This is a genomic window from Cryobacterium adonitolivorans, assembly GCF_004402695.1.
Taxonomy (GTDB): domain Bacteria; phylum Actinomycetota; class Actinomycetes; order Actinomycetales; family Microbacteriaceae; genus Cryobacterium; species Cryobacterium adonitolivorans.
Window position 1 is genome coordinate 74,260 of record NZ_SOFL01000045.1, and the last position, 12,489, is coordinate 86,748.

The 12,489-nt window shown below is 68.0% G+C and carries 11 protein-coding genes and 1 pseudogene; 6 read left to right on the forward strand and 6 right to left on the reverse strand.

Going from position 1 to position 12,489, the window contains the following annotated elements; translation table 11 throughout:
• Window positions 1-10 precede the first annotated feature (10 nt).
• Together E3O42_RS14080 and cspE are read left to right on the forward strand one after the other, a co-directional pair.
• On the forward strand, window positions 11-850 hold the full coding sequence (locus E3O42_RS14080) for a DUF3097 domain-containing protein (RefSeq protein ID WP_194092318.1): 840 nt from the start codon (window positions 11-13) through the stop codon (window positions 848-850).
• 250 nt (window positions 851-1,100) lie between these two features.
• Window positions 1,101-1,304 carry a transcription antiterminator/RNA stability regulator CspE gene (cspE, locus tag E3O42_RS14085; RefSeq protein WP_035840308.1) on the forward strand — a complete coding sequence of 68 codons (204 nt, stop codon included), beginning with the start codon at window positions 1,101-1,103 and terminating at the stop codon, window positions 1,302-1,304.
• 199 nt (window positions 1,305-1,503) lie between these two features.
• Here cspE and E3O42_RS14090 read toward each other — a convergent pair whose 3' ends face one another.
• Window positions 1,504-1,983 carry an Lrp/AsnC family transcriptional regulator gene (locus E3O42_RS14090; RefSeq protein ID WP_066595420.1) on the reverse strand — a complete coding sequence of 160 codons (480 nt, stop codon included), beginning with the start codon at window positions 1,981-1,983 and terminating at the stop codon, window positions 1,504-1,506.
• 147 nt (window positions 1,984-2,130) lie between these two features.
• Complete coding sequence (locus E3O42_RS14095) at window positions 2,131-3,942, reverse strand: DEAD/DEAH box helicase (RefSeq protein ID WP_134454609.1); 1,812 nt, start codon at window positions 3,940-3,942, stop codon at window positions 2,131-2,133.
• Window positions 3,943-4,124: 182 nt separating this feature from the next.
• Here E3O42_RS14095 and E3O42_RS14100 point away from each other — a divergent pair.
• Window positions 4,125-4,853, forward strand: a pseudogene (locus E3O42_RS14100) (SGNH/GDSL hydrolase family protein).
• Here the strand turns inward: E3O42_RS14100 and E3O42_RS14105 are convergent.
• Together E3O42_RS14105 and E3O42_RS14110 are read right to left on the reverse strand one after the other, a co-directional pair.
• A complete protein-coding gene (locus E3O42_RS14105; RefSeq protein ID WP_134454540.1) occupies window positions 4,850-6,073 on the reverse strand; it encodes a D-alanyl-D-alanine carboxypeptidase family protein in 1,224 nt (407 codons plus the stop codon). The pseudogene E3O42_RS14100 and the gene E3O42_RS14105 sit on opposite strands and share 4 nt — an antisense overlap.
• Window positions 6,074-6,137: 64 nt before the next feature.
• Complete coding sequence (locus E3O42_RS14110) at window positions 6,138-6,941, reverse strand: TrmH family RNA methyltransferase (RefSeq protein WP_134454541.1); 804 nt, start codon at window positions 6,939-6,941, stop codon at window positions 6,138-6,140.
• Window positions 6,942-7,102: 161 nt separating this feature from the next.
• Here E3O42_RS14110 and E3O42_RS14115 point away from each other — a divergent pair, with 161 nt between their 5' ends.
• Window positions 7,103-7,957 (forward strand): Sir2 family NAD-dependent protein deacetylase, encoded by an 855-nt coding sequence (locus E3O42_RS14115; RefSeq protein WP_134454542.1) that lies wholly within the window; start codon window positions 7,103-7,105, stop codon window positions 7,955-7,957.
• Window positions 7,958-8,000: 43 nt separating this feature from the next.
• On the forward strand, window positions 8,001-8,570 hold the full coding sequence (locus E3O42_RS14120) for a histidine phosphatase family protein (RefSeq protein WP_241984843.1): 570 nt from the start codon (window positions 8,001-8,003) through the stop codon (window positions 8,568-8,570).
• A gap of 8 nt (window positions 8,571-8,578) precedes the next feature.
• On the opposite strand, the gene E3O42_RS14125 is transcribed toward E3O42_RS14120, so the two are convergent.
• Entirely contained in the window at window positions 8,579-9,664 is a 1,086-nt protein-coding gene (locus E3O42_RS14125; protein WP_134454611.1) for a glycosyltransferase family 4 protein, read from the reverse strand.
• Window positions 9,665-9,684: 20 nt separating this feature from the next.
• Complete coding sequence (locus E3O42_RS14130) at window positions 9,685-10,611, reverse strand: alpha/beta fold hydrolase (RefSeq protein ID WP_134454543.1); 927 nt, start codon at window positions 10,609-10,611, stop codon at window positions 9,685-9,687.
• A gap of 146 nt (window positions 10,612-10,757) precedes the next feature.
• Here E3O42_RS14130 and treS point away from each other — a divergent pair, with 146 nt between their 5' ends.
• Window positions 10,758-12,455: a maltose alpha-D-glucosyltransferase gene (gene treS, locus E3O42_RS14135; RefSeq protein ID WP_134454544.1), complete on the forward strand. Its 1,698-nt coding sequence runs from the start codon at window positions 10,758-10,760 to the stop codon at window positions 12,453-12,455.
• Window positions 12,456-12,489: the final 34 nt, after the last annotated feature.

The window sequence follows — 12,489 nt, forward strand, 5'->3', positions numbered from 1 at the left end:
CGTCGATCCAGTGAATGAAGACCGATACTCCAATGATGTGCTCGCCGCCGGATGGCGGGAGGCCGGCCGCCGTGTCGTCCCCCAGCAGGAGGCCGTGCGCGACCTGGTCGTCGAAGAGGTCGCCACCGGGTTCTGTGGTGCGGTCATCAGGGTTGAGAAGAAGGTCGTCACCCTGGAGGACCGGCACGGAAAACTCCGGCTGTTCCCCCTCGGCGGCGGATTCCTGCTCGACGGCGAGCCGGTCGTCCTGGTACCAGCGCGCGCCACGGCCCCGGCCGCCAGGGGACGCACGGCGTCCGGCTCACTGGCGGTGGCGGATGCGCCGGCGCGGGTGGCCAGGGGCAGCCGCATCTTCGTGGAGGGCCGCCACGATGCCGAGCTCGTCGAGAAGGTCTGGGGCGCCGACCTCCGCATCGAGGGCGTCGTCGTGGAGTACATCGAGGGCGTGGACAACCTCGCCGAGCTGCTGGCGGAGTTCAAGCCCGGTCCGACCCGCCGGGTCGGAGTTCTCGTCGACCACCTGGTGCCCGGATCCAAGGAGAGCCGCATCGCCGACGCGGTCGCCAATGGCCCGCATGGCCGCCACGTCCTGGTGGTCGGTCATCCCTACGTGGATGTCTGGCAGTCGGTGAAGCCGGCCCGATTGAACCTGCCCGTCTGGCCCCAGATTCCGCGCAACATCGAGTGGAAGCACGGCATCTGCGCGGCCCTCGGCTGGCCGCACGACGACCAGGCGGACATCGCAAGGGCCTGGCAGCGGATCCTGGGCCAGGTGCGCACCTACGCCGATCTCGAACCGGCGTTGCTGGGCCGGGTCGAACAGCTGATTGACTTCGTCACCGTCGAATAGAGCCGTCACCGGCACGCTTTGAGCATTTCTGTCAGAATTCGTACACTTTGATGGCTTTTTTCGCACAGATCTTCACGCAGACCGAGCGATGTGGGCTAGTGTTGTCGAAGTAGTTGTAGTGCTTGCACGTCTAAAAAACGTATCGACTTCGGTCGGTGCGGGCTTATTCCTTTCGGAAGCGGACGACGAATACCGCGACGAACGGCCTCGAAAGTCGGGGCCATTCTTACACTCCTGGAGGAGTTTCATAATGGCAACAGGTACCGTGAAATGGTTCAACGCTGAAAAGGGCTTTGGATTCATCGCTCCCGACGACGGAAGCGCCGATGTCTTCGCGCACTACTCCGCGATCGCTTCGAACGGCTACAAGTCGCTCGACGAGAACCAGAAGGTCGAGTTCGAGGTAACCCAGGGCCCCAAGGGTCCCCAGGCCGAGAACATCCGCGCCCTCTAAATAGAGCTGCGGCAGCTGCATTCAGCTGCTTGCAACGCCCCCGCTTCGGCGGGGGCGTTGCTTTTTTAACGCGCTGACTGTGTCACGGAGCGTTTGCCTAACGCAACTGTTCCCCGTGCGGACTTTTGCGTCCGGCGGACCGGGTGCATTTGTCCGCACGGGGAACAGTTGCCGTGCGGGTTCGCGGGAAAGGGCCGGGTTACTTGACCAGGTCCTGCCAGCCATCACCGTCGACGTACTCGAAGATCAGGTTGGTCTCCGTGTGCGCCACCGCCGGATGCTCCGCCAGGTGTTCGAGGACGAAGTCGCGCAGGTCGGAGGCATCCGCCGCGGCCACGTGCAACAGGTAGTCGTCGGCGCCGGCCGTGTGAAACAACCCGATCACGCCGGGCCAGTGCGGGGCGGCACTGCGGAAGTCATCGATCTGCTCCCTCGCGTGCTTGGCCAGTCGCACCGAGATCAGGGCCTGCAGCGACGCCCCCAGGGCGGCCAGGTCGATGTTCGCCCGGTATCCGCGGATGTGGCCCAGCTGCTGGAGCCGGCGCAGCCGGAGGGAGACCGTGGACTCGGCCACGCCGATTTCGGCGGCCAGCGCGGCTCCCGATGCGCGTGCGTTGACCGAGAGCGCACGGAGCAGGGCCCGGTCGACGCGGTCCAGGTCGGCTTTCTTGGAATCCATACACGCTCTCTTTCGTCGAGCGTCAGTTTATCGACCGTTCTTCGACTCTGACGGCCGCCTCTGCATCAACTGCATCACAGGTGGGTTTCCGGCGGATGACGCCGGTGAACCTGCGACCCGCCCCTCGAGCGTCCCCGCAGCGCCGGGTCAGCTGCGGCCGAGGCGGCGGCGGAGCAGGTCGATGCGCTTTTGGATCTGGGTAACGCTGGCCTGGGCAACCGCCGGTCCCCCGCACAGCCGACGCAGCTCGGCGTGCACCATGGCGTGCGGCTCCCCCGCAAGCTTGGACCACATGCCCACGAGACTGCCCAGCAGTGCCCGCTGCTCTTTGAGCGTGCGGTAGAGGGGCATCGGCTCCTCGGGTGCGCCCTCGACTGCGGCGGCCGCTGTGCGCCGTTCAGAGCCGCGCTTGGCCTGTCGGTGCTGGCGCTGGCGCAGCAGCTCGGAGACCTGCTCGGGTTCGAGCAGCCCGGGGATCCCGATGAAGTCGAACTCCTCGTCGGTGCCGGGTTCGGCGAGCTCGCCGAATTCGTCGCCGTTGAACATCACCATGTCGAAGGTGGCCTGGGAGTCCAGCGCCTGCCAGGTGAATTCCTCTTCACCGAGGTCGTCCGAGGCCTTCTCGGACTTGTTGGCGGCCGCCACCATCGCGTCCTCGGGGTTGTACATGCCGTCGTCGCCGTCGTCACGGTTGCTGCGATCCAGAGCGTGGTCGCGTTCCAGCTCCATCGCGTTGGCCAGACTCAGAAGACCGGGGACGTTGGGCAGGAAGATCGAGGCGGTCTCACCGCGGCGACGGGCGCGCACGAAACGGCCGATGGCCTGCGCGAAGAACAACGGCGTTGAGGCGCTCGTGGCGTAGACGCCGACGGCCAGGCGCGGCACGTCCACGCCCTCCGACACCATCCGCACCGCGACCATCCACCGCCGGGTGTTGTGCGAGTACTCGTCGATCCGGTCGCTGGATTCCTTTTCGTCCGAGAGCACCACGGTGGGCGCTTCGCCGGAGATCTCCTCGAGGATCGCCGCGTAGGCGCGCGCCGTGGTCTGGTCCGTCGCGATCACCAGGCCGCCGGCGTCGGGGATGCCGTGCCGTACCTCGGTGAGGCGGGCGTCCGCTGCCCGCAGGACCGCGGGAATCCACTGGCCGCTCGGTTCCAGTGCCGTCCGCCAGGCCTGCGAGGTGATGTCCTTGGTGTTGCCCTCGCCGAGCTTGGCCTCCATCTCGTCGCCGGTGCGGGTGCGCCACTTCATGTGCCCGGCGTAGACCATGAACATCACCGGGCGCACGACGCCGTCTTCGAGGGCCCGGCCGTAGCCGTAGTTGTAGTCGCTCTGTGACAGCCGGATGCCGTGCTTGTCGGGCAGATAGGTCACGAACGGGATGGGAGAGGTGTCCGACCGGAACGGGGTGCCGGTAAGCGACAGCCGCCGGGTGGCAGGGTCGAAGGCCTCGCGGATGGCGTCGCCCCAGCTGAGGGCGTCGCCGCCGTGGTGCACTTCGTCGAGGATCACCAGCGTGCGGCTGGCCTGGGTGAGTTCGCGGTGCAACGCCGCGCGGGTGGCCACCTGCGCGTAGGTGACGGCGATGCCGTGGAAATGGCTGCCGTAGCGGCCGTGGGCGTTCTTGAAGCCGGGATCCAGGCGGATGCCGGCACGGGCGGCCGCGTCGGCCCACTGGCGTTTGAGGTGCTCGGTCGGGGCGACCACGGTGATGCGGTCGATCACCCGGCGGGCCCGCAGTTCGGCGGCCAGGCGCAGCGCGAAGGTGGTCTTGCCTGCGCCGGGGGTGGCCGCGGCGAGGAAGTCGCGGGGCTGGTGCTGGAAGTACGCCTCGAGGGCCTCCGCCTGCCAAGCGCGAAGCTTGCTCGCGGTGCCCCAGGCTGCTCGCTCGGGGAAGGACGGGGAGAGGTGCTCTGCGGCGCTGGTGCCGGCAGGTCCGCGGTCCGGCCCGAACACTGGCGGGGTGTCGACGGTGTTGGCGAGAATGCTGTCGCGATCAGGCACGGCGAACAATCCGGGTTCAGTGGTCTCCCGGTGCGAGGGTTCCCGGAAAGCGGATCCGAAGTCAGGTGGAGTAGTCACTTCATAAGAGATTACCAACTCGCGCCGACATCTGCCCGACGGGGCACAATGACAGCATGTCGAAACAGCAGCATCCGTGGTCCAGTTACGTCGCTCTCGGCGGCTCGTTCACCGAGGGCGTCGGAGACCGGGAACCGGCCAGCCCCGGCGGCAGTCGCGGGTGGGCGGACCGCGTTGCCGAGATGCTCAGCCTGGGCTCCGACGAGTTCGCGTACGGCAACCGTCAGGGGCAAGCTGATGAACCAGATCCTGGCCGAGCAGGTGGGACCGGCCCTGGCCCTGCACCCCGACCTGGTCACGATTTCCGCCGGTGGCAACGATGTGCTGCGGCCGGGCAGCGACCAGGATGCCATAGCCGCGCGGCTCGACGACGCGGTCGCGCTCCTGGGCTCTGAGGGTGCCACGGTCGTGCTCTTCACCGGCACCGATCTGCGTTTCTCCCCTGTGCTCAGTGGGCTGCGAGGCAAGGCCGCCATCTACAACGAGAACATCCGCGCCATTGCCGCCGCCCGTGACGCCATCGTGGCGGACATGTGGTCGCTGAGCGAGATCCAGGACGCCCGGGCGTGGGCCCCAGCCGCAACTGCCGAAGCCGATGCCGGCGGGTCACCTGGCGCCAGGCGCGCACCGAAGACCTCGCCTGGGCAAGGGAGTACCTGGTGCCCTGGGCGCTGCGACGGGTGCGTCACCAGTCGTCAGGGGAGCACATCCTGCCCAAGCGCCCGGCCGCGGACCCGGTGGCCAGGCTCGACAGGCCTGTCGAACCCGAACGGGGAGTCGGTTAGACCTCGCCGGGGTGCGTCCAACGCCAGAACGGCCCCGGGTCGGTGATGGTCTGATCGAGCACGAGCGGAACCGTGACGGTCTCCGAACCGACGGTCACTTCGACGCTGCCGACGGAATCGCCCTTCTCGCCCAGGGCCAGCGCCCTGACGTCGACGGTACTTTCGATCGGGGTATCCGACCAGACCACGGCTGACTCGGAGGCTTCCGCCACGGCCTGCCCCGACTGACCCCACGGGGTCGTGAAGGTGCCGAAGGAGGTGCCGGCCTCCACCAGCGTGACCGTGCGGAAACCGGGCTTGACGCTCTCGATGAGGCTCAGGACGCTCTCGTTCAGTTCACTGTGGGTGTCCCCGCCGAGCACAACGCCCACGAGGGTGACCGAGGTATCGCCGACCGGCACGTCCACGGCGAAAAGCAGGCAGGCGCCGGCCTCGTCGGTGGTGCCTGTTTTGATGCCGTCGACGCCGTCGACGCCGAGCAGCTTGTTCGTGTTGGTCACGGTGCCCACGGTCGGGATGTCGGCGGTGGGCATGGCCACGATGCTCGCCAGCGCGGGGTTGGCCATCACCAGCTCGCCGATGGCTACCAGGTCGGCCGGGCTGCTCACGCTCTGGGCGGAGATCCCGCTGGTGTCGGCGACGGTGGTGCCGGTCAGGCCGTTCGCGGCGAGGTAATCCGCGGCGGCGGCCAGGTAGGCGTCCACGGAGCCGAACGCCCACACGGCCAGGGAGACGCTGTAGTTGTTCGCGGACGGGATCAGCATCGTTTCGAACGCTTCACGTTGGCTGAGCACCTGGCCGGCGGAGACGGGCGCAACCGAGCCGTCTTCCGCGATCGCGTCGTAGTAGATGTCGACGTCGTCGTCGGTGAAGGTGATGTCTGGCCCTGGCTCGTCGCCGGTCAGGGGCTTGGCGTCGAGGATCACCAGTGCGGTGACCATTTTGGTGATGCTGGCGATGGGCACCGAAGCCTGGTCCCCGGTGGAGCCCAGGACCCCGTCGAAGCCGACGGCGCCGATGGCGCCGGCACCCAGGTCGGGCCAGGCGGGTGCGACGGCCGCCTGGGTGAGCGCGGGCGGCTCGGTGAGAGCTGCGGCCGTGCTGGACACGGGGGCGAGGCCAGAGCTGGTGAGGTAGGCGACGGCCGCGAGGATCACGGCGAGCACGCCGAAGAAAGCGAAACGCCGACGGCGATAGACCTGGCGACGGGAGTTAGACATTCGATGATTCTATCCACGGCTGCCGCGCCGGGTTCGAAAGCGCCGCCGCGCGCCAGCGAATCCGCTAGGCGCGCAGCGCGTAGAGTGCCACGGCGCTGGCCGAGGCCACGTTCAGCGAATCCACTCCGTGCAGCATCGGGATCGTGACCACGGTGTCGGCCACGGCCAGTGCGGTGCGGCTCAGGCCGTCACCCTCGGTGCCGAGAACCAGTGCCACCCGTTCCGGCGGGTCGTTCGCGAAGACGTCGAGGGAGACGGCGTCGTCGGCCAGGGCCAGGGCCGCCAGGTGGAAGCCGTGCTCATGCAGGACCGCCGCGGCCTGGTCCCATTCCGGCAGCCGGGTCCAGGGCACCTGCAGCACGGTTCCCATGCTCACCCTGACACTGCGCCGGTACAGCGGGTCGGCGCAACGCGGGGTGATCAGAACGGCGTCAGCGCCCAGCCCCGCGACCGACCTGAAGATCGCTCCGACATTGGTGTGGTCGACGATGTCCTCGAGGATCACGATACGCCGGGCGCCGCGGATGATGTCGGCCACCGACGCCAGGTCGGGACGGTGCATGGCCGCCAGGGCGCCGCGGTGCAGGTTGTAGCCGGTGAGCTGTTCCAGCAGCGCCGCCGAGCCCACATAAATCGGAACCTCCGGCCAGTCCGCCAGCAGTCGCCGGGCGTCGGGCAACCACTGCTCCTGCACGAGAACCGAACGCGGGCGATGCCCGGCGGCGAGGGCCCGCCCGATGACCTTGGCCGACTCGGCGATATACAGGCCGTTCGCCGGTTCGGACACGCGGCGAAGGGCCACATCGGTCAGCCGCGAGTAGTCGGCGAGGCCGGGCGCATCGAGGTCGGTAATCGGGACGATCTGCACGGAGCCGCCGCCTTTCTGGGAGGTGTCAGTTGCCGGCTGCCGGCGCCGGAACCTCGAACCGTAACACAGCCGAAAACTGACCAGTTTAGACTCAGAGGACATCGGCGCCACGCCAGCTCCCCTGGGGCCCGGCCGGCGGCGACGGACGAGGATGGAGCATCATGACGGCCGAGACTGTCCTGACGACGTCGGCGGCGGCCGGAGAGGACCTCGACGCCGTGGCCGCGCTCCTGCGCGGCCGGCGAACGGCAGTCCTCACCGGGGCCGGGGTGAGCACCGATTCCGGAATCCCCGACTACCGTGGTGCGGGCGCCCCGGTACGAGTGCCGATGACGTTCCAGACCTTCCTCGCCGACGAACGGGCGCGCAAACGCTACTGGGCCGGAAGCCACCTGGGTTGGCACCGGTTCCGTGCGGCCGAACCCAATCTGGGCCACCGGTCCCTCGTGGCCCTCGAAACGGCCGGCCTGGTCAGCGGCATCATCACCCAGAACGTCGACGGCCTGCACACCCGCGCCGGATCCCGCCACGTCGTCGACCTGCACGGATCGATGGACCTGGTAATCTGCCTCTCCTGCGGGCAGGCATTCGGCCGGGACAGCATCGCCGCGCGCCTGGAGGCGCACAACCCGGTGCTGGCGGACCCTGAACACGTCGAGATCGCACCGGACGGCGACGCTATCGTGGTCGACATCGACCACTTCACCGTGCCGGACTGCTCGGTGTGCGGCGGACTGCTCAAGCCCAATGTGGTGTTCTTCGGTGAGCTGGTCCCGACGGGAAAGTTCACCGCGGCGTCCGCGCTCGTGCGGGCGGCTGATGCCCTGATCGTGGCGGGTTCTTCGCTCGCGGTCAATTCAGGGATCCGGTTGCTCGAGCAGGCCAGGCGCCGCAAACTGCCCATCGTGGTGATCAACCGCGGGGCGACCAAGGGCGATGGGCGCGCCCTGGTTAAACTGGAGGCAGGCACGTCGGAGACGTTTGCCGGGTTGGTGACCCGACTCATCGACCTGTAGCCGGCCACCGCCGACAAGTACCCGTCCAGCAGAAGGCAGCGTTGTGATCACCAAGCTCGCGATCGTCAGGCACGGCCAGACCGATTGGAACCTGGAAAAACGAATCCAGGGCAGCACGGATATCCCGCTGAACTCCACGGGCCGGGCCCAGGCGGCGGAAACCGGTCTGCGGCTCAGCCGCACCCGCTGGGACGCGATCGTCACCAGTCCCCTGCTGCGTGCGCACGAAAGCGCCCGGATCATCGCCGGCGAACTGGACCATCCGGCACCGCTCGTCGTGCCCGAACTGACCGAGCGTCACCACGGCCAGATCGAGGGACTGACCTTCGCGGAACGACAGGTGCGGTTCCCCGACGGCTCCTCTGTGCCGGGCCTCGAAACCCGCCAGGCCGTGCTCGACCGGGTGTTGCCGGCGCTGGAACGGGTCGCGCTGGCCTACGAAGGCCGGAAGGTTGTCGTGGTCTGCCACGGCGGTGTTATCGGCACCCTGCTGCGCTACACCACGCACGGCGACAGGCCTGCCGCCGGCGAGCTCATCCCGAACGGCTCGATCCACGAGTTCCGTTGGCAGAGCGGCCGGCTCCACCTGGAGAGCGTCGTTTCGGCGCGTTAGAACCTCGGTCAGCGTCGGCGGGATGCCGCCTGGGTGCCCTGCAGCACCCGGAGAAGTCGTTCGGCAGACCCGGCCCAGGTGAAGCGTGCGGCCTGGACGACGGAGAGCCGCGAGCGGCGCAGCCACTCCCCCGGCGCCTCGAGTGCGCGTACGGCGTCCGCCAGCGCGTCCGGGTCCAGCGGCGGGACATAGCTTGCCGCGCCGCCGCCGATCTCCCGGAAGATCGGGATATCGCTCGCCACCACCGGAATGCCCAGGCTCATCGCCTCAACCAAGGGGATGCCGAAGCCCTCGTCGAGGGACGTCGTGACCAGGGCCGTGGCGCTGGACAGCAGGGACACATACTCCTCGTCGCTGACGCCGTTGTGGAAGACCAGCGTCGCCTGGGGGGCGAGGGCGGCCAGCCGGGCACGCTCAGCGTCACCGACACGGCTGAGCAGGTGCAGCTCATAGCCGGGTAGGGCCGCTGCGGCGCGCACCAGGGTGTCCACGTTCTTGTAGGGCATGAACGAGCCCATGTAGACCAGGCGCTGGGTCGCCGGTCCGGTTCTCTCGCCCGGCGAGGCCGCTGCGGCGACGGAATCGGCCGCATTGGGCACCACGAAGACCGGCCGCCGGGTGAGACGGTGGCTTTTGATCAGCGCGCCGGTGGTCTCTGACACGGTCACGACGCCGTCGGACCGGTTCAGCAGCATCCGTTGGGGCACCCAGGAGAGGTGATACAGCCGCCAGAGCAGCCGGATGCCGAGCGAGAACTCTCGCGGCGGTGTGCGGTTGCGGTAGTAAATGAGGTCGTGCACGGTCAGAACCAGGCGATACCGTCTGCCCCACGAGCCCATCGTCTGCATCGGGCTGAACACGATGTCGGGGGCCAGCCGGTTCACGGTCAGGGCGACCAGTGGTTCGAGCGGGCTGGTGGGCGAGCGCACCAGCTGCCAGGGCAGGGCAGGCAGCAGAGCCAGCTGCCGGTGGTCGCTGATCAACATCGTCACCGGATGCAGCCGGCCGAGTTCGGTGACCAGCCCCGCCGTGTACCGGCTGATGCCGTCGTGCCGATCGATCCGTGTGTAGCGGCAGTCGAAGACGATGCGCAGGGGGCGCTGAGCCGAGGGCGTCACGACGCGTCGTCTCCGGAACCCGCCGGGCTGGCCGGTTCAAGGAAGGCGCGCAGCTCCCTGGCCGCGTCTTCCGGCACTTCATAGTGGATCAGGTGGCCCACCCCGGGCAGGACGTGCAGCCGGGCGTCCGGGAACAGGGCGCGCAGCCGGACCTGGGCCTGCACCGGGGTGATGTCGTCCTTCTCGGCGGCGATCAGCAGGGTGCGGGTGCCGATGGCGGCGGCGTATTCGCTGACGTCGTGGCCGACGGATGCCGTGAAAGCCTCGAGCACCACCGTGCGATCCGCGAAAGCGGAGAAGTAGCGGTCGTGCTGATTGTGGATCCAGCGCCGCCGTTGCCGGCTCGGGGTCTTGGCCATGGTGATGCTCATCACCCGAACGATCACGCGGTTGCGCAGCAGCGCGAAACCGAGCCGCTCCGGCAGCTTGGACGCCAGCCAGTAGTAGAAGACGGCGAGCCGGGTCAGCATGCCGCGGGGCCCGGACAGGGCGGGCGCGGCGATCGGGTTCACCAGCACCAGGTCCTGGGCGGGCAGGCCGCCCGGCGCCGCGGCGGCTGCGGCGACGACGATCGAGCCGAACGAGTGGCCGAGGACCACGACCCGGCCCGGCAGTGCCAGCAACCGCAGGAATTCGGCCAGCCAGTCGGCATAGGAGTCGATGGTGTGCGGCGCCGTGCCGAACGGAGCTGATTCGCCGAAGCCCGGCAGGTCCGGCGAGATGATCCGCAGGCCCTGGAGCTGAGCGACGACGGCCTCGAGGCCGTGGTGGTCGCCGCGGAACCCGTGCACCATCACGACTGTCGTCGGTGCGGCGGGGTCCCCGTACTCCCAGTAACGGGTGTCGCTGCCCAGCACGGATTGGGTGTGGGTGCGCGCATCCATGAGGGTGAGCAGGTCGGCATAGGGCGAGGGAACGATCATCGATCCCAGTTTAGGCTGGCGCCGAGCACGCGGCCTGACCGAAGTCGGACCGATCGACCTAGAATCTCCCATACCTGCACCATCCACATCCGCGTCGGATCCTGGCCCCCTCCGGCCACACCCGCGTCAGGGACGGAAGGAACGCCGTGAGCTTCACCGCACCCATTCAGCTGCCAGGGCTGACCCTCGATCCGCGGTGGTATCGCCGCGCGGTGTTCTATGAGGTCATGGTCCGTTCCTTCGTCGACAGCAACGCCGATGGCACCGGTGACCTGTCCGGACTGATCTCGAAGCTCGACTACCTGCAGTGGCTGGGCATCGACGCACTGTGGATTCCGCCGTTCTTCACCTCCCCTTTAGGTGACGGCGGCTATGACGTGGCCGACTACCGGACGATCCTGCCCGAGTTCGGCACCCTCGACGAGTTCAAGGAGCTCGTCACCAAGGCGCACGAGCGAAACATGCGTATCGTCATCGACCTGCCGCTCAACCACACGTCGGATCAGCACCCGTGGTTCCAGCAGTCCAGGCAGCAGCCCGACGGACCGTTCGGTGATTTCTACGTCTGGAGCGACGACGACGGCAAGTATCCCGACATCCGGATCATCTTCACGGACACCGAGGAGTCGAACTGGGCGTTCGACTCGATCCGGCGCCAGTTCTACTTTCACCGGTTCTTCTCCCACCAGCCCGACCTGAACTATGACAACCCGGCCGTGCACGACGCGATCCTCGGTGTTGTCCGGTACTGGCTGGACCTGGGCGTCGACGGGTTCAGGTTGGACGCGATCCCGTACCTGTACGAATCCGACGAGGGCAACGGTGAGGGCGAGCCGCTGACCCACGAGTTCATCAGGCGGCTGCGGACCATCGTGGACCGGGAATATCCGGGGCGCATCATGATTGCCGAGGCCAATCAGTGGCCGCGGGAGGTGGCCGCCTTCTTCGGCACCGAGGCCGAGCCGGAGTGCCACATGGCCTTCGACTTCCCGGTGATGCCCAGGATCTTCTACTCGCTGCGCTCCCAGCGGGCCGGCGAGCTTGTGCGGGTACTCTCCGAGACGACGGACATCCCCGAGGGCGCGGGGTGGGCGGTGTTCCTACGTAACCACGACGAGCTCACCCTGGAGATGGTCAGCGAGCAGTACCGGCAGGCGATGTACGGCTGGTACGCCTACGACCCGCGGATGCGCGCCAATATCGGCATCCGCCGTCGCCTGGCGCCCCTGCTGGACAACAGCCGATCGGAACTCGAGCTCGCGCACGCCCTGCTGTTCTCCCTGCCCGGCAGCCCGTTTCTCTACTACGGCGATGAGATCGGGATGGGCGACAACATCTGGCTCCCCGACCGGGACAGCTCGCGCACGCCGATGCAGTGGACACCGGACCGCAACGGCGGGTTCTCGGCCGCGGACCCCGGCAAGCTGTACCTGCCCGTCGTGCAGTCCCTGGTGTACAACTATGCCCAGACCAACGTCGAATCCCACCTCGCCCAGTCCGGTTCGCTGCTGCACTGGATCCGCAACGTCATCCACGTGCGCACCAGCCACCCCGCCTTCGGACTGGGGTCGCTCACGGTGCTGTCCACCGACCACGAATCCATCCTGGCCTTCACCAGGGTGTACCCCGGCTCAGGGTCGAGCTTCGGCGACCAGCCGGAGACCTTGCTCTGCGTGTTCAGTTTCGCGCACAACCCCGTCGCGTTCCGGATCCAGGAACCCGACCTGGCCGGCACCCGGCTCTATGACATCTTCGGCGGGGCCGTGTTCCCCTCGTTCGACGAGGAGGGCGGACTCACCCTCACCCTGGGCGCGCAGAGCTTCTACTGGTTGCACTGCGGCTGATCAGAGGGCACGCAAAAGGGCGACCTGCCGAAGC

Bases quoted from the DNA above. Each gene is read 5' to 3' on its own strand.
- E3O42_RS14130 (WP_134454543.1), bottom strand. From the start codon at position 10,611: ATGATCGTTCCCTCGCCCTATGCCGACCTGCTCACCCTCATGGATGCG.
- E3O42_RS14105 (WP_134454540.1), bottom strand. From the start codon at position 6,073: ATGTCTAACTCCCGTCGCCAGGTCTATCGCCGTCGGCGTTTCGCTTTC.
- E3O42_RS14090 (WP_066595420.1), bottom strand. From the start codon at position 1,983: ATGGATTCCAAGAAAGCCGACCTGGACCGCGTCGACCGGGCCCTGCTC.
- E3O42_RS14115 (WP_134454542.1), top strand. From the start codon at position 7,103: ATGACGGCCGAGACTGTCCTGACGACGTCGGCGGCGGCCGGAGAGGAC.
- cspE (WP_035840308.1), top strand. From the start codon at position 1,101: ATGGCAACAGGTACCGTGAAATGGTTCAACGCTGAAAAGGGCTTTGGA.